Origin of the sequence: Taylorella asinigenitalis MCE3 (assembly GCF_000226625.1) — a bacterium.
GTDB lineage: Bacteria > Pseudomonadota > Gammaproteobacteria > Burkholderiales > Burkholderiaceae_B > Taylorella > Taylorella asinigenitalis.
Window position 1 is genome coordinate 317,841 of the sequence record NC_016043.1, and the last position, 20,860, is coordinate 338,700.

General features: G+C 40.2%; 15 protein-coding genes. 13 read left to right on the top strand and 2 right to left on the bottom strand.

What is annotated here, in order from left to right; genetic code table 11:
* Position 1 precedes the first annotated feature (1 nt).
* From TASI_RS01560 to TASI_RS01570, 3 genes are read left to right on the top strand one after another with little or no spacing between them, the layout of a single operon-like run.
* Positions 2-4,171, top strand: coding sequence for a translocation/assembly module TamB domain-containing protein (locus TASI_RS01560; protein WP_044977915.1), 4,170 nt, complete (start codon positions 2-4; stop codon positions 4,169-4,171).
* A gap of 6 nt (positions 4,172-4,177) precedes the next feature.
* Positions 4,178-4,741: a dCTP deaminase gene (gene dcd / locus TASI_RS01565; protein WP_014111000.1), complete on the top strand. Its 564-nt coding sequence runs from the start codon at positions 4,178-4,180 to the stop codon at positions 4,739-4,741.
* Positions 4,741-5,982: a BaiN/RdsA family NAD(P)/FAD-dependent oxidoreductase gene (locus tag TASI_RS01570; protein WP_014111001.1), complete on the top strand. Its 1,242-nt coding sequence runs from the start codon at positions 4,741-4,743 to the stop codon at positions 5,980-5,982. The genes dcd and TASI_RS01570 overlap by 1 nt, the downstream gene beginning before the upstream one ends.
* Here TASI_RS01570 and TASI_RS01575 read toward each other — a convergent pair.
* On the bottom strand, positions 5,971-7,176 hold the full coding sequence (locus tag TASI_RS01575) for a cobalamin-independent methionine synthase II family protein (RefSeq protein ID WP_014111002.1): 1,206 nt from the start codon (positions 7,174-7,176) through the stop codon (positions 5,971-5,973). The genes TASI_RS01570 and TASI_RS01575 overlap by 12 nt on opposite strands.
* A gap of 111 nt (positions 7,177-7,287) precedes the next feature.
* Between TASI_RS01575 and gcvT the strand changes: the two genes are divergently transcribed.
* The 6 genes from gcvT to tviB are packed head-to-tail and all read left to right on the top strand — an operon-like array spanning position 7,288 to position 14,282.
* Complete coding sequence (gcvT, locus tag TASI_RS01580; protein WP_014111003.1) at positions 7,288-8,367, top strand: glycine cleavage system aminomethyltransferase GcvT; 1,080 nt, start codon at positions 7,288-7,290, stop codon at positions 8,365-8,367.
* Positions 8,368-8,383: 16 nt separating this feature from the next.
* Entirely contained in the window at positions 8,384-8,749 is a 366-nt protein-coding gene (gene gcvH, locus TASI_RS01585) for a glycine cleavage system protein GcvH (RefSeq protein WP_014111004.1), read from the top strand.
* A 6-nt stretch (positions 8,750-8,755) separates the two neighbouring features.
* The gene (gcvP, locus tag TASI_RS01590) at positions 8,756-11,713 is read left to right on the top strand and encodes an aminomethyl-transferring glycine dehydrogenase (protein WP_014111005.1); all 2,958 of its coding nucleotides are present in this window, start codon (positions 8,756-8,758) and stop codon (positions 11,711-11,713) included.
* 1 nt (position 11,714) lies between these two features.
* Positions 11,715-12,509: a thymidylate synthase gene (locus TASI_RS01595; RefSeq protein WP_014111006.1), complete on the top strand. Its 795-nt coding sequence runs from the start codon at positions 11,715-11,717 to the stop codon at positions 12,507-12,509.
* 2 nt (positions 12,510-12,511) lie between these two features.
* Positions 12,512-13,018 carry a dihydrofolate reductase gene (locus tag TASI_RS01600; RefSeq protein ID WP_014111007.1) on the top strand — a complete coding sequence of 169 codons (507 nt, stop codon included), beginning with the start codon at positions 12,512-12,514 and terminating at the stop codon, positions 13,016-13,018.
* Positions 13,008-14,282, top strand: coding sequence for a Vi polysaccharide biosynthesis UDP-N-acetylglucosamine C-6 dehydrogenase TviB (gene tviB, locus TASI_RS01605; protein ID WP_014111008.1), 1,275 nt, complete (start codon positions 13,008-13,010; stop codon positions 14,280-14,282). Before TASI_RS01600 ends, tviB begins: the two co-directional genes overlap by 11 nt.
* A 52-nt stretch (positions 14,283-14,334) precedes the next feature.
* Here tviB and TASI_RS01610 read toward each other — a convergent pair whose 3' ends face one another.
* Positions 14,335-15,762 (bottom strand): phosphohexomutase domain-containing protein, encoded by a 1,428-nt coding sequence (locus tag TASI_RS01610; protein WP_014111009.1) that lies wholly within the window; start codon positions 15,760-15,762, stop codon positions 14,335-14,337.
* Between the two features lie 69 nt (positions 15,763-15,831).
* Here TASI_RS01610 and TASI_RS01615 point away from each other — a divergent pair, with 69 nt between their 5' ends.
* Genes TASI_RS01615 through ispE form a run of 4 tightly spaced genes read left to right on the top strand, consistent with a single transcriptional unit; the run spans position 15,832 to position 20,660 of the window.
* Positions 15,832-17,256: an FAD-binding oxidoreductase gene (locus tag TASI_RS01615; RefSeq protein ID WP_014111010.1), complete on the top strand. Its 1,425-nt coding sequence runs from the start codon at positions 15,832-15,834 to the stop codon at positions 17,254-17,256.
* A complete protein-coding gene (locus tag TASI_RS01620) occupies positions 17,237-19,114 on the top strand; it encodes a tetratricopeptide repeat protein (RefSeq protein WP_044977918.1) in 1,878 nt (625 codons plus the stop codon). The genes TASI_RS01615 and TASI_RS01620 overlap by 20 nt, the downstream gene beginning before the upstream one ends.
* Positions 19,115-19,133: 19 nt before the next feature.
* Complete coding sequence (locus TASI_RS01625; RefSeq protein WP_014111012.1) at positions 19,134-19,724, top strand: outer membrane lipoprotein LolB; 591 nt, start codon at positions 19,134-19,136, stop codon at positions 19,722-19,724.
* 6 nt (positions 19,725-19,730) lie between these two features.
* Complete coding sequence (gene ispE / locus TASI_RS01630; protein WP_014111013.1) at positions 19,731-20,660, top strand: 4-(cytidine 5'-diphospho)-2-C-methyl-D-erythritol kinase; 930 nt, start codon at positions 19,731-19,733, stop codon at positions 20,658-20,660.
* Positions 20,661-20,860: the final 200 nt, after the last annotated feature.

The window sequence follows — 20,860 nt, forward strand, 5'->3', positions numbered from 1 at the left end:
TATGAAAGCATTATTAAGAATTTTCCTGGTTCTCTTTCTACTGTTTTTGATTATTTTCGGTGTAACTTTTTATACCGTGATATTTACAAATTTTGGTCTTAGGATTATGACTGACCATGTATTGCCAAAAGCTGGAATTCATGCGGACGATGTGCAAGGCAATCTTTGGGATGGCATATTAATCGGAAATTTATTGGTTGATACACCAACTATTAAAGTTGATGCCCAAGGATTGGCTCTAAAAGCCAAGTTAGCCAAATTACTCGATAGACAAGTTTATATCTCATCCTTTACTGGTCGTAATTTACATATGCAAATTGTGGCTAAGGATGCTGCAGAAGTTGTTGAAGATGTAGCCAAAGAAGTCGATAAAAGAGAAGGTAGTGTAATTGAATATCCAAGCCTACCTGTAGACATAATTGTGGAGCGTGCCAGTCTTTATAACTTTGATATTCAACAAACGGTAAAGAAAGGGAACATTCTTAAAGAAAGCCCTCCTATGGTTGAAATAGCAGGCAAGGTTGATGATTTAAAACTTAATTTTTTAAGAAAAAAACATCTTGATTTTGAACTTGATTCAAACATTACACTAACTGGTCAGGGCTATCGCATCACATCTGATATAAAAGGTGAGGGTTCGGGTTTAAGTCCTGTTGTTTGGGATAATCTTAATATTGATGCAAAACTAGATGATAAGAGCCTTCTCTTAAATCAGGCAGTTGCAGGTGAAGCAAAAATTCTTATCGATTCTAGTAAGCAAATTAAGCCTCTTGTTGATATTCAAATTGGAGATAATAAACTTCATATCGGTGGATCATTGCCTATTGAAAAGGGTGAGCAATCTGAAGGGATTTTATTAAAAGCGACCGCTCCTAAGTTAGATAATATGGCACCAGGGGCGGGTAAATCATTAACACTTGATGCAAGAATAACGGGAGATATTGCTGCTCATAAATTTAAGGTGAATGGAGTGTATGAGCCATTGCCAGATTTTCCTTTAGGAAAGGATAATTTATTAATCGATATCGAAGCTTCTGGTCAAGGTTCAGATAAGTCTTGGATTGGGGATATCACGAAAATTGATATTCATAATAATGAAAATAAACTTTTTAATAACGCCCCAATTCATATCGATGTGCAGTTTGGTCCGCCTGCAGAATGGAAAATAGCTGAAACTGAGTTAGTATTTGAACGTAAGGGTATGACGGATACTGTTATAGTTCATGAATCGAGTCATGGTTTTAAAAATCAAATTTTCTCTGAAGGTTATGTGCAAGATTTGATGTATGAAAATCAACTCTACGATGCTAGATGGAACCTTAAAAAAGCACCACTTCTTGAGGCGGATATAACTCTGTCACGTAAGGGTGAAGAGAGCCTTGATCTTCAAAAAAATCCACTTTTAAATGTTAAGGAATTAATTCTCAATCTAAAAGCAACTCCTGAAGAAAAACTAGTTGTTAATTTGAAAGGTCATGGTGAATCAACTGAAGTTAAGGGTGATTTCATCGTTGACCCAAAAAATATGATTGGTTTTGAGACAGGCGAAATCGATATCACCCTCTCAAATGGAACTTCTTTAAAAGGCAATATTGGCCCTGATGCAGAGGACGAGCAATCCATTGCATTAAACGTAAATACTAATCGATTAGATGTTGAATTGCTTACTGCAGGAGCAGTTAAAGACTCAGTTATTAATGGAAATATAAACGGAATACTAAGATTAAATAAAAACAAAATTCCTACTAAAGGCAGTCTTAAACTTGATATCTCTAAAGATAGTAAATGGTTGGGCAAACCTATTTCAGGGGTTGCGGATTTAAAATTCGTTCCATTTGATGAAGAGCTTGTAGAAAACTCAACTATATTCACACCCGTGTTATATATATTCGAGAAAGCCGATACCAATTTAAAAATCGGTTCTAACTCTATAGTTTCAAGCGGCTCTTTCGGTAGGCCAGACGATAAACTACAGGGTAAAATCGATGCCCCTAATTTCAAAGAATTATGGCCCACATTAGAAGGGGGTGCGAAAATCGAGGGCTCTACAACAGGTACTGCTGCAAGACATACCACAACAGGTAAACTGCAATATGCACCAAATGGCTTTGGTGGAAAAGATCCTCAAATTATTGATTTATCTGGTTCGGTGACAGGAGGATTGATTACTGATGGTGATGAAATTAAAGCTTGGGCTGGTGAATTAACTAATATTAAATCAGAATTCGAAAAATACAATTTATCGAGTGACGATTCTATTCATATTGAGATTAAGAAGGAGAGTGATCTTAGTGATTTAAGTTGGAAAGTCACTAAAGGTACTCTTAATCTAACCATGCCTAATAAGCATGTCATAACTCTGAATCATATCAATTCAGAAGGTCAAGGGAATAAGTGGCGCTCCTCTGGAGAAATTAAAAACATAGTCCTTGATAAGTACTTAAGCGATTTCACAAAAATGCTTGAATTCGAAGAGAATTCTGGTCCTGGTGGAATAGTCGTTAGAAATCCAGCAGATAAAAAATCTAGTGATTTAAAAGTTGATGCCCAGTGGGGTATTGAATTTGATGAAGCATTGCGTGGAGGCTTAGTTGTTAAGCGGGTTTCGGGCGACTTTGTATTGCCACGTAGTAATAATAAACATATGGGTATTAAAGAGTTTGATATCAAGGCAAACTTTGCTCCAACCACTGGAAATCGCAGTGATTTTAATGCGTCGATTGTTTTAAATACCAATACTACAGGTAACCTTAAGATTGTTGCAAAAGTACCATTTATTGGGTTACAACCCCAATTAAGAAGCGGTACTCAAGTTACGGCCGTCGGAAAAATTAATGATATTGCATGGGTGTCCGCTTTTACGGATGATTTGCTAGAACTTGGAGGGGAAGCTGATTTTGATATAAAACTTAATACAAAATCAGATGGAAATTGGACTACGACGGGATATCTTAATGCGAAAAATTTGAAGATTGTTGAAGTCGAAAATGGGGTGCGTTTCTTAGAAGGTACACTAAAATCACATCTTGATTCTGGACGATACTTTATAGATGAATTAACGTTCCCAAGTGTGTTTCGCGTTAAACCAAATGAGCCTCGCACAAGATTATGGGTCGATAAAAATGGATCTGGGGGGTATTTTAAACTTAACGGTTTCTGGGATTTAGTCGATTCAAATGGAGAATTTAAAGCTGAAGTTCGTAAATATCCAATCGTTCAAAGATCGGACCGTTTCATAATGGTCAGTGGCAATGGTGAAATAACCGCTCCTCTTCCTCAAATTAATATCACTGGTGATTTCACTACGGATGCTGGCTTTGCGAGCGTTGATATTCTTGAGTCGACTCCTAAACTTGATAGCGATATCATCATTCTAAAAGAAGGTGAGGCAAATCCTGCACCACGAAAAACTGATACTAAATTAGATTTAGATATCGATTTTAATTTGGGAAATAGATTCTTTATTGTGGGTCTTGGACTTGATTCAAAAGTTAGAGGTTCATTAAATATCGTAAAAAAAGATGGTCCTATTTCTGCAGAAGGTATGTTTGAGACTGATGGCGGAAAAATTGAAGCTTATGGTCAGCAGTTATCCATCGAAAAAGGACAAATTACATTTAATGGAGCTATCGAAAATCCAAACCTTGATATAGAGGCGATTCGCAAAGGATTTGAAGTTGAAGCAGGTATTCGAGTCCAAGGAAATGCAAGATTACCTAAGATCTCACTTGTCTCATATCCTGATGTGAGCGAAGTTGAAAAACTCTCATGGCTAATTATGGGTAGGGGGCCAGATAGTAGTGGTGCCGATTTGGCTTTGCTTTTATCTATCGGTACTTCATTGCTTGGTGGTGAGGAACCACTTTATAGAAGGCTCGGTATAGATAATATTGGTGTGCGTTCAGGGGCAGTGGGTGCGAGCGGAGCGATATTGCCACAGAGATCTGTAGCAGATAGTACTTCATATCGAGGTAGTGAAACTTCAGAGCAATTACTGTATATCTCAAAACAATTAACAGAAAACTGGTCTGCTGCTTTGGAACAATCCATATCAGGGGGTGGTACAGTTATACGAGCAAGTTATAAATTATTCGAGAACGTAACGGCCGATATTAAAGCTGGTTCAGTGAATGGTATAGAATTAATTTACAAAAGAGTATTTAAGTTTTAGTTTTATATGGGTATTAAGAACGATAGATGGATTCGAGAACACGCACTCAATGGCATGATTACACCTTATGAAGAAGGTCAGGTGCGTTACGTAAACGAAAATAAAATTGTAAGTTACGGCACTAGTAGTTATGGATATGATGTTAGATGTGCACGTGAATTCAAAATATTTACAAACATTAATTCCACTATAGTCGATCCGAAAAAATTCGACGAAAAATCATTTATTGATTTCGAAGGTGATGTTTGCATAATTCCGCCTAATTCTTTTGCTCTTGCAAGAACCGTTGAGTACTTTAAGATTCCGCGTGATGTCTTAACGATATGTCTTGGAAAAAGCACATACGCACGTTGCGGAATAATCGTTAATGTCACACCACTTGAGCCAGAGTGGGAGGGGCATGTAACACTGGAATTTTCGAATACGACGCCATTGCCAGCGAAAATATATGCAAATGAAGGCTGTGCTCAATTCTTGTTTTTAGGGGCGGACGAGATTTGCGAAGTATCCTATAAAGACAGAGGCGGCAAGTATCAAGGGCAAGAGGGCGTGACATTGCCACGAATCTAATGCAACTGAGCCAATCTTACGATATAGTCGTAATTGGGGCAGGGGCCTCCGGGCTTATGCTTGCGGCTGAACTTGCGGGTTGCACTGGTATGGAGGTTTGTCCCTTCAAAGATTCATTACGAATTTGCTTGCTTGATCATGCAAAACGACTTGGAGAGAAGATACGCATCAGTGGCGGTGGACGGTGCAATTTCACCAATAAAAAAGTAACTCCAGATAATTTTGTTTCCCAAAATCCAAAGTTTGCAAAGCATGCATTAATTGCATATAAGCCCGATGATTTCCTACGATTATTAAAGCGTAACTCAGTAGAATGGGTTCTTAAAAATGATGTGCAGTACTTTACACGTGATGGAAGTCATGCAATCGTGAATCTGCTTCTTAAACACTGTGATACACCAAATATTGAAATACATAATCCTGTGCGTGTGCTTGAGATGCAAAAGGAAGGTGATGAATTTAGGATTATTTGCGATAAAGGTGAGGTTAGAGCAAAGTATTTAATCATTGGCACAGGCGGTATGGCTGCACCAGCAGTGGGTGCAACGGATTTCGGTCTTCAGATTGCTCGCAAATTTGGTCACACTATTGTTCCAGCAAAGCCCGCATTGGTGCCGCTTGTGTTTGACCCAAAAGAGTGGGAGCCATTTTCGCAGCTAGCAGGCGTAAGTCTGAGGGCCATTATTGCAATTGGTGGATGCGTTTTCGAAGATGATATGCTTTTTACACATAAGGGTTTGTCGGGGCCTTTGATACTAAATGCATCGACATATTGGGAGGATGGTCAGGAACTTAGCATTAATTTGTGTCCTGGCATTGATTTAGCTGAAGTCTTAATTGAAGCGAGTAAAACGAGTGGATCGAATAAGTCAAAACCAGCTTCGATATTAGAGCAATATATGCCGAAAAGGCTTGCGGCGGTGATGGCGGGGGCATTGCCACCTAATAGGAATCTATCGGAATTAGGCCATAAGGCTTTGCGACAACTGGCCGACTCGATTCATAATTTTCGTGTGAAACCGACGGGCACTCAAGGATATAAAAAAGCGGAAGCCATGTCGGGAGGGGTGGATACGAAGGAAGTTGACCCGAAATCAATGCAAAGCAAGCTCGTGGACGGCCTATATTTCATAGGCGAGGTCCTCGATATTACGGGCCATTTAGGTGGCTATAATTTTCAGTGGGCGTGGTCGAGTGCCGTCACATGTGCTCGGGCACTCAAATCGAGATTATCCGAATAACCTTTTCTCTGCGATGCGCGTACCTTCCACTAAGCTCTCAAGCTTGGCCCATGCGATTTGATGATGTAATCGGCCGCCCAAACCGCAGTCGGTAGATGCGATAACATTTTCAGGGCCTACGAGCTCGGCAAATCTTATGACCCGCTCTGCCACTAGCTCAGGGTGTTCCACGACATTTGTGCTATGGCTTACGACACCTGGCACAATTTTCGTCCCTGGTGGCAATGCATGGTCTTTCCACAATGCCCATTCATGGGCATGTCGCGGTGATGATGCTTCAAAACTATAAGCACCAGCATTTACAGCCAAACACTGGTCCACAATATCCTTAAATGCTATATCCGTAGTGTGCGGTCCATGCCAAGACCCCCAGCAGATATGTAGTCGCACTAGCTCACGTGGAATCCCTTCGATAGCACGATTTATAGCATCGATGCGAAGCTGCAACCAATCCTGATAATCCTTTATCGATGGCTCGGGATTTATTTGATCCCATGATTCCGCTAGATCTGGGGCATCCAATTGAACGATAAATCCTGCATCAGTAATCGCTTTATATTCGTGTGCCATGGCCCTTGAGCAAGCATCTAGCACCTCCTTGTCTGAAGCATAATATTCATTTTTGATGCGTGCACACGACCCAGGTGATAGGGCGGCAATAAATCCGCGTTCGACTCCATATTTTTCAAATGCGGCTTTCATAAGTTTTATATCGGTTTGTACTTGATCAAGCCCGATATATGTAAGTTCTGAGGTTATCTTTGGATTTCCAACTTTTTTGCGGCCTGTGAAGATGCCTGAATCGGGGTCTTCGTAAGCTTCTTTGAATTTGATGCGATCTCGTCGATCTGTAAATGAGGTTAGTTTTATATCACCAGGGGCTGAACGGACCTTATCTTGATTGGCCCAACGATCTTCGTCTGTTAGAGTTAGGCCACCTAAGCGACTAAATGAATAGTTCCACCAGGCACCGTAATCAACTGCACCGCTTGTGATATGGCCATATTCGCCCTCATTAATGATATCTAATCCGATATCGACTTGACGTTTTACAACACTATCTACGGCCGATTGCAGAATTTCAAAAAATTCCTTATCGTCAATTTGGTTTGCGGCTCTTCTCTCATTGGCCTCAAGAAGTTCTGGTGTTCTGGGCAATGAGCCCACATGACTAGTTAAAATTTTATTGCTCATAAATGGCTCCTTATTTCATAAAAGAATATACCCGTTAACTTCTATAACCACCATTATATTTAAATAAAGAAAAGTCATAAGATACAATTAAGGATTAATTTTGGAGACTATATGAGCGCAAAACGCACGCAACTTTATGAATTACATCTTGAGTCAGGAGCAAAATTAATCGACTTTGGAGGATGGGAGATGCCCGTCTCCTACGGGTCACAAATTGAAGAACATAATGCTGTGCGAACGAACGTTGGATTATTTGACGTTTCTCATATGTTGAATATCGATTTATCAGGTGCTAGGTGCGAGGAATTTTTACGCACACTTCTAGCAAACGACGTATCAAAAATCTCTACAATCCCTGGAAAAGCCCTATATTCCTGCATGTTAAACGATGCAGGAGGCGTTATCGATGACCTTATCGTGTATTTTATTAATGATGGGGCATGGCGTCTTGTCGTAAATGCAGGATGTGCCGATAGCGATTTGGCATGGATCGAAAAACAAGCGGCGGCCTACGATATCGAAGTTAAATCTCGTAGGGATTTAGCCATGATTGCTGTGCAGGGTCCAAACGCAGTGGATAGAGTAGCGGAGGCATTGCCACAAATAGAGGGGCTCTCCGATATTAAGCCATTTTCAAGTAAGCAAACGGAATCCTATTTTATAGCCAGAACAGGATATACAGGCGAGGATGGGTTCGAAATTTCTGCAACACCCGATTTAATCATTAAATTATGGAAGGATTTGGTGGCACTAGGGGCTCAGCCATGTGGATTGGGTGCACGAGATACTTTGCGTCTTGAAGCGGGTATGAACCTCTATGGGTCTGATATGGACACGTGCACTCAGCCTTCTGAGAGTGGCTTACAGTGGACTGTAGCTCTTAAGGATGAGGGCCGAGATTTTATTGGACGTTCTGCATTAGATGATTCACGCAAAAAGGCATTTTTAGGGGTGCGATTATTGGGACGCGGTGTTATGCGCTCTCATATGAAAGTTCGCACGGCTGATGGGGCCGAAGGTGAAATCACAAGTGGGACCATGTCGCCCACATTAGGTTATTCGATTGGCTTTGTTCGCATGCCGCTTGGGACAGAGCCTAATCAAAAAGTTGAAGTCGATATTCGCGGCAAATGGCACGAAGCGGAGTTAGTGAAATTGCCATTTGTTAAAAACGGAAAAGCATTAGTTTAAATTTAAAGGAAATTTTATGAATCTACCTACAGATCGCAAATATACAAAATCTCATGAATGGGTAAAACAAGAGGGTGACTTATTCTTAGTCGGAATTACAAATGATGCACAGGATCAATTGGGTGATCTTGTTTTTGTCGGTGATGCAAAAGTAGGCGAAACTCTAAAAGCAGGTGAAACGGCTGCTGTAGTTGAATCCGTTAAAGCTGCTTCTGATATTTATGCCCCTGTTGATGGTGATATCGTTGAATTTAATGAGGCTTTGGATTCTGATCCAACTTTGATAAATCAAGATGCATATGCAAACTGGATTTTTAAAATCAAAGCTAGTGATGCTTCTCAATTTGATAGCTTGCTAAATTCAGACCAATACGAGGCTTAGTATTATATGAGTATTCCAGTAGGACTTTATGGTCCAGAAATTGGTTTTTCAAGGCCCCCGATATCTAAAAAGTCTTTTAAAGATAGACATATTGGTTTGAGTAAAGCTACTCAAGAAGAAATGCTCTCAGAGCTTGGCTACGATTCTCTAAAATCATTTATTGAGGATATAGTGCCTGCGTCTATATTTGATCCTCAAAGAAATATCTCAATTTATGATTATTTTGGCTCAAGTGAGGAAGGTGCACTTGATGAAATAAAAAAAATAGCAGCCGAAAATCAGCTTAAATTGAATTTTATTGGTCAGGGTTATTACGGCACGATAACACCAAGCGTCATTAAAAGAAATATATTGGAGAATCCTGCTTGGTACACAGCATACACACCATATCAACCTGAGATTTCGCAGGGACGTTTGGAAGCACTTTTGAATTTTCAGACTATGGTGTCGGATTTGACAGCATTGCCAATAGCAAATGCATCATTGCTAGATGAAGGAACAGCAGCCGCAGAAGCGATGCTCGTAATGTATAGGGCAGCGAAAAATAAAAGTAAAACATGCTTTGTTTCAAAATATCTTCATCCGCAAACTATTGAGGTTTTAAAAACTAGGGCCGCTCCGCTTGGAATCGAGCTAGAAATAGGCGATGAGTTTGATGGATTCGGTGATTGCTTTGGAGTAATCCTGCAATATCCTCAATCTACAGGTGATGTGTGCGACTATTCTGAAGAAGTACAAAAGGCTCATGCACAAGGATCTTTAGTAGCTGTGGCTACAGATTTATTGGCACTTACATTGCTAAAACCGCCTGGAGAGTGGGGTGCGGATATTGCCTTCGGGAATTCTCAGCGATTTGGTGTGCCTATGGGCTTTGGTGGCCCTCATGCGGCATTTTTTGCAGTAAGCGAAAATATAAAGCGCTCAATTCCTGGTCGTATCGTTGGTGTTTCAGTTGATGCTCAGGGTGCCCCTGCCCTTAGGTTGGCAATGCAAACGCGAGAGCAACATATTAGAAGAGAGAAAGCCACTTCCAATATTTGTACAGCACAGGCTCTATTAGCAATTATGGCTAGCATGTATGCCGTATATAACGGACCAGACAATTTAACAAAAATTGCTTTGCTTATTTATCGGGCTACAGACGATTTCGCTAAGATAATTCGTAGTATGGGTTTAAAAATATTAAATAGAAAATATTTTGATACTCTACATATTGCCTGCCCATGGGCTCAAGAACTAGTAAACGATTTGGCTCAAAAGGGAATTAATATTCGTTTAGTGGACTCTAATTCTGTATCTATTAGTTTTGATGAGCTTAATTATCTAGAACTGATAGAGCTTGATGAACTTATATCTGAATCTATAAAGAAATATGGAGAGGATTATGAATTTATTCCTAATTATGGAGGTGATGAAGGCAAAAGTTCAGGAAAATTTAATTCAACAAGGGGCCTTTTTGAAGAAACATTTGGCCATTTGGCAAGAACCTCTAAATTTCTTACACACCCCGTCTTTAATACGTATCATTCTGAGACTCAATTGATGCGTTATATGCGTAAGCTTTCTGATATGGATTTGGCATTAGATCGCAGTATGATTCCTTTGGGGTCATGCACCATGAAGTTGAATTCGGCTTCATCAATGATTCCGATAACATATCCAGAATTTGCGAATATGCATCCATTTGCTCCAGCTGATCAAGCAACTGGGTATGGAACGCTTATAGAGCGTCTAACAAATATTTTGAAAAAATTGACTGGATATGATGCGTTTTCATTTCAGCCTAATTCAGGGGCTTCGGGAGAGTATGCAGGATTACTCACTATTCGTGCATATCACGAGGCAAATGGTGAAGAGCATCGCAATATATGTTTAATTCCAGCATCAGCTCACGGAACAAACCCAGCTTCTGCAGTTATGGCTGGCTATCAGGTCGTAATTGTTAATACCACTAAAGATGGCTATGTAGATATTGAAGACTTGAATGCCAAATTAAATGAGCTGGGCGATAAAGTGGCCGCTTTGATGATTACTTATCCTTCTACTCATGGTGTATTCGAAGAAAATATTATTCGAATATGCGATATGGTTCATATGGCTGGAGCTCAAGTATATCTTGATGGTGCAAATATGAATGCCATGGTTGGGCTTGCGGCACCTGGTGAATTTGGCTCTGATGTATCTCACTTTAATTTACATAAAACATTTGGTATTCCTCATGGTGGGGGTGGGCCAGGTGTTGGTCCAATAGGTGTAAAAGAACATCTTGCCCCATTTTTACCAGGTATATTAAATGAGCAAGGAGTTCTTACGGATTCTGATGAAGCAGGACCCGTTTCATCTGCACCATTTGGATCGGCAGGGATATTGCCAATTCCATATATGTATTTAATTATGCTTGGAGAAGAAGGTTGTCAACTTTCATCTATATGTGCGATTTTAAGTGCGAACTATATTGCTCATAGATTGGCTGATTATTATCCGATTTTATACACAGATCAAAATGGTTTTGTAGCTCATGAGTGTATTATCGACTTGCGTCCAATTAAGGAGTCATGCGGTGTTACGGTAGATGATGTAGCCAAACGCTTGATGGACTATGGTTTTCATGCACCAACCATGAGTTTCCCTGTGCCTGGAACACTTATGATTGAACCGACTGAATCAGAGGATTTTGGAGAATTAGAGCGATTTATCAATGCGATGATAGAAATTCGAAAAGAGATTGCTCAGATTGAATCGGGTGCTGCGGATGCAAATGATAATTTGCTTAAAAATGCACCTCATACTGCTCAAATGGTTGCTTCAAACGAATGGACTCATCCATATTCTCGCCAAGAAGCCGCATTTCCTGATGGAGTAGATCCTAAAACAAAATACTGGTGCCCTGTAGCTCGTGTGGATAATGCCTACGGAGACAGAAACCTTGTGTGTACTTGCCCAAATATAGAGGCTTATATTTAAAATGCGACAATACGAAGATTTTATGCGTCATGTATTTGAAAATGGCGTGGATAAAACTGATAGAACTGGAACTGGGACGAAGTCCTTATTTGCTTATCAAATGCGATTTGATTTGCAAGAAGGCTTCCCGATGGTCACCACAAAGAAACTTCATCTAAAAAGCATAATCTACGAACTGCTTTGGTTTTTAAGAGGCGATTCGAATGTGAAATGGCTTCAAGAAAGGGGAGTTTCAATTTGGAACGAATGGGCCGATGAAAACGGTGAACTTGGCCCAATCTATGGGGTGCAATGGAGAAGTTGGCCTGCACCCGATGGCTCAAAAATCGATCAGATTTCTCAGATTGTCGAGCAAATTAAAGCTAATCCCGACTCCCGCAGATTGATTGTGAGTGCATGGAATGTAGGGCTTATCCCTCAAATGAAGCTTCCTCCGTGTCATGCATTTTTCCAATTTTATGTGGCTGAGGGCAAGTTATCGTGCCAGCTATATCAAAGAAGTGCGGATATATTTTTGGGAGTTCCTTTTAATATTGCAAGTTATTCTTTGCTTACACATATGATTGCTCAACAGTGCGGTCTTGACGTTGGGGAATTTATTTGGACGGGCGGAGACTGCCATATTTATTCAAATCATTTTGAACAAGTAAAAGAGCAGCTTTCAAGAGATCCGTACCCATATCCGAAGCTTAATATAAAGCGTAAACCTGAGAGCATTTTCGATTACGAATTTGAAGACTTCGAGATTATCGACTATCAACATCATCCACACATTAAAGCACCTGTTGCCGTTTAAGAATGCCTAAAATTTGCTTAATCGTAGCTTACTCAAAGAACCATGTTATCGGCTTAGACGGTGATATGCCGTGGAGGCTTAAAGGCGATTTGGCCTATTTCAAAAAAACAACCATGGGCTGCCCCATAATTATGGGGCGTAAAACTAGAGACTCCTTAGGGAGACCCTTGCCAGGACGACTTAATATCGCAATTACTAGAGATAAAACGTACAAGGCAGAGGGGACGGAAACATTGCCATCTATAGAGGATGCATTGAAATTTGCACAGAAACACTCTGAAACTCGAGATATTTTTATAATAGGCGGAGGGCAAATATATAAACAGGCTTTGCCCCTTGCGGACAGAGTGTATGCAACCGAAATTCAACATGAGTTCAAAGGCGACACTTTTTTTCCGCAATTAGATGGGTCGGAGTGGATTGAAATTTCACGAGATCCACAACCCGAAGAAAACGGAATTTCGTACGACTTTGTCGTGTACGAAAAAGGAGTTAAAAGTGAAACTTGAGGATTTGAAACTGGCCGTAGTTGGGCTAGGTTACGTTGGTCTACCGCTTGCAGTGGAATTTGGAAAAAAACGCGAGGTGCTCGGATTTGATATCAATCAAAAGCGCATCGATCAGCTAGAAGCAGGAGAGGATATCACTCTTGAGGTAGAGAATGAGGAATTAGCCGAGGCCAAGCATCTCAAATTTTCAAGCAATCCAGAGAGTCTTAAAAATTACAATACTTTTATAGTAACTGTACCGACTCCAATCGATGACCACAAAAGTCCTGATTTCACACCGCTTGTTAAAGCGAGTGAGACTATTGGTGGTGCCCTTAAAAAAGGCGATATCGTAATCTATGAATCGACTGTATATCCAGGGGCTACAGAAGAGGTCTGTATTCCCGTTTTGGAGAAAGTCTCGGGTCTTAAATATAACGAGGATTTTTATGCAGGTTACAGTCCAGAGCGTATTAATCCAGGCGATAAACAGCATCGAGTATATAACATCAAGAAGGTTACTTCAGGCTCTACTCCTGAGATAGCGGATTTGGTTGATGAACTTTATAAATCCATAATCACAGCTGGTACGCATAAAGCTTCGTCGATAAGAGTCGCTGAGGCGGCGAAAGTTATAGAAAATACGCAAAGAGACGTAAACATTGCCCTCATAAATGAGCTTGCACTGCTTTGTAATCGCTTAGGTATCGATACGGAAGATGTGCTTGAGGCGGCTGGTACAAAATGGAATTTCTTGCCATTTAGGCCTGGTCTTGTGGGCGGGCACTGTATTGGCGTCGATCCATATTATTTAACGCATAAAGCTCAATCAATCGGCTACCATCCTGAAATTATTTTGGCTGGCCGTCGTCTGAACGACTCTATGGGACGTTATGTTGTGGAACAGCTTGTGAAAGCTATGACTAAGAAAAATGTTAAGGTCGTTGGAAGTCATGTGCTTGTTATGGGCCTTACATTTAAGGAAAACTGCACCGATATCAGAAATACGCGAATTGTTGATATCGTGGAAGAACTTAAAGACTATAACATCCATGTGGATGTTTATGACCCATGGGTCGATCCAGAAGAGGCTCAACAAGAGTATGGAATTACACTTACCGATTCAGTGAAAGATGGACAGTATGACGGCATAGTGCTTGCTGTAGGTCATAAGGAATTCCGCGAAATGGGAGTGGATAAAATTCGTGCGCTCGGCAAAGAGAATCATGTGCTTTATGATCTTAAATATGTCATAGATAAAGAGAATTCCGATATCCGTTTGTGATTTGTAATCTGAGACTCTAGGCTCGCTTCTCATCTGGGGCGAGCCTTTTGTTTTAGCCGAATTCTGCAATTTTTGCGTGTACAAAATCAAGCAAAGCCTCTAAATGCTCCTTGGAATCTGCCTCTGCCCGTATCGAAAGCACTTCTTCCGTTTTTGAGGGCCGTATCAATAAGAATCCATGCTCTGTTTCAATCCTAATTCCATCAATTTCAATAATCTGTTTCGGCTTTAGTAAAGCGGTAGCTTCGTCTTTCGCAAAAGCCAAAAACTCCGTAATGTGTTCGTGTGAATATGGAATCCGTAGCTCTGGAATTGACTCATCTTGCGGCAAATTATCGAAAGCCTCACGCCCGGCCAATGATAGAAATCGCAATAGCTTATACCCTGAGTAGACCCCATCGTTTAAAACATAACCGTCTTTGAAAAAATAGTAGTGTCCACTGTATTCAGCCCCAAACAACACACCGTCTTTATGATGAATATCCCATGTCATATTTGAGTGCCCTGTTTTACATATCAGTGGCAATGCCCCCGCTTTCAAAATCTCTTTTTCAATATGCCTACTTGATTTAAGGTCATACGCAATTTTTACTTTTTCGCCTTTATGTAGCATTTCATGAGAAAGATGATATTTCATCATTTGCCGTATAAAGAAAATGAATACACGATCTGGGTCCACAATTTCACCGCGATAATCTACAACGCCCAGTCTATCCGCATCTCCGTCAAATGCTAAGCCAATATCACAGTTGTTTTCGCGAACAAAATTTTGTAGCTGAACCATATTTTCAGGAATTGACGGGTCTGGATGATGATTCGGAAAACTCCCATCTGGCTCGCAATTTAATTCCAACACCTCGTGTCCCATTTTTCTGTAGAGTTCACTGGCAATGATACCGCCGACTCCATTGCCACCGTCAACAGCAACTCTAAATTTATACTTCGGCTGTTCCAAAAAAGGCTCAGCCAAAATCGCATCTATATAGTAGGAATTATCAAGCCTCTCAATAGGGGGCTCAGCGAAATTTTCTGCATCAAATTTATATGCACTCGCATCAGCCCCTATAAGACTTAAGGCACTGACTTTTACGATATTTATTAGTTCACTATTAAAGGGTAAGCGATCGATATATATTTTGAATCCGTGATAGCCTAGTGGATTGTGACTTGCCGTAATATAAATCGCCAGAGCACCATCTATGCTCAGATTCAGAACGCCCAAACCCCCTGAATGCTGCAAGCCCAAAAATTTAATTTTATTTTCAGGAACTTTTGTTTTAAGAGCGTGATATAAGGCTTTGGCCAATTCTTGTCCGCCTTCTCTGGCATCGTGAGCAATAAGGACACATCCAAGTCTATTAGGTGCAAATATTTTCATTAGAGCAATACCTAAGATATAAGCAAATTGAGGGTTAATTTCCTCTGGGTATTTGCCCCTAATATCGTATTCTTTAAATACTTTAACTGGCAGCTTGTACATAGGGTTTCCTTTAAATTTATATTGCTACAAATTATTGTAAAATCAAATTTTTATTTACACCGCTTAAGTATGTCATTATTAGAAGATTTAGTTGCATTAATTGGAAGTGAGCATGTACTCACTGGAGAAGAAGCAAGCCCTTATCTTACAGATTGGCGTAATCGTTACACAGGTAGGTGCTTAGCTGTTGTTAAACCAGCTGATACCGAAGAGTTGGCGGAAGTTGTTAAACTTTGTCAGCAGGCGGATGCCCCTATGGTTCCACAGGGCGGAAATACTGGATTGTGTGGTGGTGCGACCCCTTCAAATAAGGGAGATGCCGTTATCATTCTTCTATCCCGCATGAATAAGGTTCTTGATGTTGATACAGCAAATGACACGATGACTGTTCAGGCTGGTTGTATTCTTCAAGATGTTCAAGATGCGGCAGATAAAGCTGGCAGATTGTTTCCACTAAGCTTGGGAGCGGAAGGCAGTTGTACTATAGGCGGTAATCTAGCTACAAATGCTGGTGGTACTCAGGTTCTTCGTTACGGGAATGCACGTGATCTCTGTCTTGGACTTGAGGTGGTTACGGCTGAGGGTGATATTGTTAATACCTTGAAATCTTTGCGTAAAGATAATACTGGTTATGATTTACGTAATCTTTTTATTGGTAGCGAAGGTACTTTAGGGATTATTACAGCAGCTACATTAAAACTATTTCCAAAACCAGCTGCGGTTACTACAGCTTTCTTGGCTTTGGAAGGGTTTGAGCAGGCGATTAAAGTTCTAAATCGCTCTAAACGTCAGTTTGATGCTTCGTTGACAGGATTTGAATTGATTTCTGATTACTGTTTATCGATTGTTCAAAAGCATTTATCGCATATTAGAATTCCATTCCCAGTAGATACTGCTCCATGGTATGTTTTGATGGAGATATCAGATTCTGAAGGTGAAGACCATGCTCGCGAGATGTTTGAACGTGTAATCGGCGAAGCATTTGAAAATAATGAAATTTTAGATGCGGTAATTGCTGAGTCTATCCAACAGAGTAATGAACTTTGGCATCTACGTGAAGCGGTGCCATTGGCAGAGGCAGAAGTAGGAAAAGCTATTAAAAACGATATCTCTATTCCTGTATCTAAAATGGATGAATTCGTTCGAATCACAAATGCGAAGCTTCAGGAATTTATGCCAGGTATTCAGATGAGTGTGTTTGGTCATTTAGGTGACGGCAATCTCCACTATAATGTATGTCCACCTGATGATGAAAGAAAAGCAGATTTTCTTACTCATCAAGATGAGATTTTTAAAATCGTGTTTGATTCTGTGCATGAGTTTGATGGCTCTATATCAGCCGAACATGGTATTGGGCAACTTAAAAGGGACATATTGCCAGAGTATAAGGATGAAAATGCTATGTGGATCATGCGTAAAATCAAACGTGCACTTGATCCTAATTCATTGCTTAATCCAGGCAAAGTCATAAGCAGTGTTGAAATTAATCCATAAAATATTTCTAGGACTTTTACTTACATCAAGCACTTACATAATTAGTGCAGCAGCGGTGGGTACAAACATACCCACCGATTCTAACTCTACAAATAATAAAACTAATCAAGTTCTACAAAAACTATTAGACCACTCAAAAAACACTGAAAAACTTTTTAATAGCAAATCAAATGCAGTGAATCCTGAAGAGGCATATGAGGTCATGTTGATTGAGATGTCCCTTATAGATCAGGATTACAAGGAATTTGTCCGACTAGTTGCAAGATTCACGAAGCAGCATCGAGTTTTTCCTGAATATATAAGACTAGCCATTCTTTCTATTCCAGCTACGCATATGACTGAGGAGATTCTTGAGCCCGCTCGAGAGTTATATGCACTTGACCCTGATTCAAAGCCACTTCAAAGTTTGATGGCATTATTGTTTGCGGCTTCTGGAAGATATGAAGAACTAGAATTGATATTAGATAAAAATTTCACAGTAGAGGTTTTAACAAATAAGGATAGGGAAAAAGTAGATGAAACAGTAAAACAACTTGCAGCTGTTTTAATTCTTATGCCTGAACCCTCAAAAGCACTTGAGTATTTCGAAAAATATTCAAAGGGCGTGAATCCGAATAATCTAGTTTATCTTCAACAACTTGCCCAATTTTCTCTGTCAGCGAAAAACTATTCCAAAGCATGGGATGCGGCTAGCAGATATTATGATTTAAATCCCAACAAAGTCGAGGGGATAGACCTTATCTATGCATTTTTAGGTGTAGAAGAATATAGACAAAATGCTTTTGAAATTATCAAAGCTTTCAACGTTAGGGCTCCTAAACCAATTTATGAGAGTTCCGAATTTGCCATGCTTTTGCATTCGGCTGTTGAGACACGGGCACTTTCTCATGAATATATAGATTGGTTAAGAAAGTCCTATCCTGATGCAATCCAGTTTATTTTGGTTGAAGCCATGATGGCGTATATTGAAGTAAATGATGCGAAGGCATTAAAGCTGGTAGAGGAATTCTATAGCATTGCCAACAAAAGGCTAGAGATGGATCCAAACGATAGGCCATCTTTGCTACTAATGTCGCGTGCAAACCTAATTAAGCTTGATGTTTTGATACGCGAGCCTATTAAGGATTATAAGGAAATCCTGCGTCTCTTGGCCCTTGTGCCTGAAGATGAGATGGATTTTAAATATTTGATATCCAAGTCTGAGGCCCTAATGCAGACATGGAGGGTGCCAGAGGGCATTGCCTTATTGCAAGATACGATTACTCGATATCCTGATTTGACGCAGCCGGCCGTATCATATGGGGTGCGGACATTGATTGATGTGGGCCGCTCCCATATGGCCCTTGATTTAGTTAAGCCTTATTATTATGCAAACCCAAAATCTGGTACTTACAGCGAGCTTATGGCATGGGCTTATCAAGCAAGTGGAGATATCAAGAAAGCGGAAGAGGTGTATAGATTTTGTTTGCGACATAATCCTGATGAGGTGTCTTGCTTAAATGGGCTTGGATACATGTTCGCAGATTTAAATTTTAATCTTGATGAAGCCTTGGATTTGCTGCGCACGGCCCATTCTCTGGACCCGAGCAGCCCATATGTGAAGGATAGTTTAGGCTGGGTATACCATAAATTGGGTATGACGGATATGGCTTTGCTTTATATTCAGGCTTCATACAATGAAGAGCCGATGGCAGAGACGGCTGCTCATTTGGTAGAAATTTATTATGGCATGGGCGATGGGCGTAGGGCGAAGCAATATGCCCGAGAAGGGCTTAAACTCTATCAATTCACAGAGTACCTGCAAAATACACTTCGTAAACTAAAAATTGATTTAAATGAAGATAAGAAAATTAAATAAAATTTTGGTCTGTGGGTGCGTGGCACTTTTGGCCGCTTGTAGTACTGTTGAGGGCCCTACTTCAGTTAACAATACTCCCGTTCCTCCTCTACCTTCGACAGGTGCGGCGGATGTTGCGGGTGCTGCGGATGCTTTGGGCTCAAAAATTGTGCGACATGGCAAATTCGCATTGAACACATATGATACAAGGGACGAAAAATATATCGATTCGCTTAGCGGAAATTTCGACTGGATAGATGAAGGGGGAGCTTTGGTATTAGCATTGTCTACGACCACAGGCCAGACCATTGCCACCATAAAAGCGAATGATGCGGGGGCGGTTCTAAATGATGCTAAGGGCAATGTATATACGGCACCTACTGCGGATGAGCTTGTATACAGTGTTGTGGGGCAGAGGATGCCTGTAAGTGATATTAGAAATTGGATTCGAGGTAAGGCTTCGGATACGGCCACTTCTATAAAACGCGATTCAAGTGGTCGCATAAGCGAATTTCGTCAATCGGATTGGGTCGTGCAATTATTTGACTATGATGCTATAGGGCCTAAGCGCGTTTATCTGATGCAAGATAAGGATGCGGTTGTTACTAAGGTACGAATTTTTGCCAGGTAGTGAGGTATGCGTATTTTAAAAGTACCAGCTCCTGCGAAATTAAATCTTTTTTTGCATCTTACTGGCAGACGTCCCGACGGATATCATAATCTGCAGTCAGCTTTTGTATTAATTAATCTCTGTGATGAACTTGTGTTTGAACTTATCGAAGAGGATGAAGTTCGAATTGAGATTTTGGACAAAAGAGCTGGTGCGAGTTTTCTAAATCAAAAGATTGATATACCAGATAATCAGAATCTAGTTTTTAGGGCGGCCACAAAACTTAAGGAAATGGCTAAGTTGCGAGGGGTTGAGATATCTGGTGTTATGATTCGAGTTGAAAAGCAAATTCCACTTGGAGCAGGGCTTGGTGGCGGATCGAGCGATTGTGCAAGTACATTGATGGCTTTAAATAAGATTTGGAATTTAGAGCTTAGTTGTGAAGAACTTAAGCAAATAGGTTTAAGCTTAGGTGCGGATGTCCCTTTTTTTATTGGCGGAAAGTCGGCCTTGGTTGAAGGCATAGGTGAAATTCTTAAACCATTTCACTTGAATCCATTGTGGTTTGTTTTAATTAATCCAGGCTTTAGCATATCAACGCCCCAAGTTTTTACTCACCCTAAGTTAAATCGAAACTTTAGAGTTATGGATTCTGATGCCATTGAAAAAGCAAGAGCTGAAATTAATGCAGGACGATTTTATGGTTCTAATTATTTGGAATCAGCTGCATTTGAAATTAGGCCAGAACTAGCTAATTTTTTGGATTTTGCAAAGCCTCTTCAATTGCGTATGTCTGGTTCGGGCTCAAGTATTTTTAGTATGCATGTTAGTTCTGATGATGCTGAAACTGCGTATGCTGATTTGTTAGCTAAATTAGAGGAACAGAAGGACATTCGATCATATGAATGTGGTGTATACAAAAGCTATGAGAAGCACCCTATCTTTGATGTTTTATAAGTGGTGGTGTCTTCAGTTTTGATCGGAGGAAATTTTTTTAAAAAAAGAGGTGGGAAATTTTTGTCTAAAGTGGCGGAATATTTCTTTATAAATAAGCGGTTTTTTCGGATTGTTGTAAAATAGCTATCGAATTTGCTGTTTATTTAAAAGAAAGTGTCAAATTAATTGGAAATTCTCAGTGAATTTTTTAAAATAATTTT

What these genes read in the sequence shown, in the direction of transcription:
- TASI_RS01600 (WP_014111007.1), top strand. Translation starts at nt 12,512, where the DNA reads ATGCCTAAAATTTGCTTAATCGTAGCTTACTCAAAGAACCATGTTATC.
- ispE (WP_014111013.1), top strand. Translation starts at nt 19,731, where the DNA reads ATGCGTATTTTAAAAGTACCAGCTCCTGCGAAATTAAATCTTTTTTTG.
- TASI_RS01595 (WP_014111006.1), top strand. Translation starts at nt 11,715, where the DNA reads ATGCGACAATACGAAGATTTTATGCGTCATGTATTTGAAAATGGCGTG.
- gcvP (WP_014111005.1), top strand. Translation starts at nt 8,756, where the DNA reads ATGAGTATTCCAGTAGGACTTTATGGTCCAGAAATTGGTTTTTCAAGG.
- TASI_RS01570 (WP_014111001.1), top strand. Translation starts at nt 4,741, where the DNA reads ATGCAACTGAGCCAATCTTACGATATAGTCGTAATTGGGGCAGGGGCC.
- TASI_RS01610 (WP_014111009.1), bottom strand. Translation starts at nt 15,762, where the DNA reads ATGTACAAGCTGCCAGTTAAAGTATTTAAAGAATACGATATTAGGGGC.
- TASI_RS01560 (WP_044977915.1), top strand. Translation starts at nt 2, where the DNA reads ATGAAAGCATTATTAAGAATTTTCCTGGTTCTCTTTCTACTGTTTTTG.
- gcvT (WP_014111003.1), top strand. Translation starts at nt 7,288, where the DNA reads ATGAGCGCAAAACGCACGCAACTTTATGAATTACATCTTGAGTCAGGA.
- dcd (WP_014111000.1), top strand. Translation starts at nt 4,178, where the DNA reads ATGGGTATTAAGAACGATAGATGGATTCGAGAACACGCACTCAATGGC.
- TASI_RS01575 (WP_014111002.1), bottom strand. Translation starts at nt 7,176, where the DNA reads ATGAGCAATAAAATTTTAACTAGTCATGTGGGCTCATTGCCCAGAACA.
- gcvH (WP_014111004.1), top strand. Translation starts at nt 8,384, where the DNA reads ATGAATCTACCTACAGATCGCAAATATACAAAATCTCATGAATGGGTA.
- TASI_RS01615 (WP_014111010.1), top strand. Translation starts at nt 15,832, where the DNA reads ATGTCATTATTAGAAGATTTAGTTGCATTAATTGGAAGTGAGCATGTA.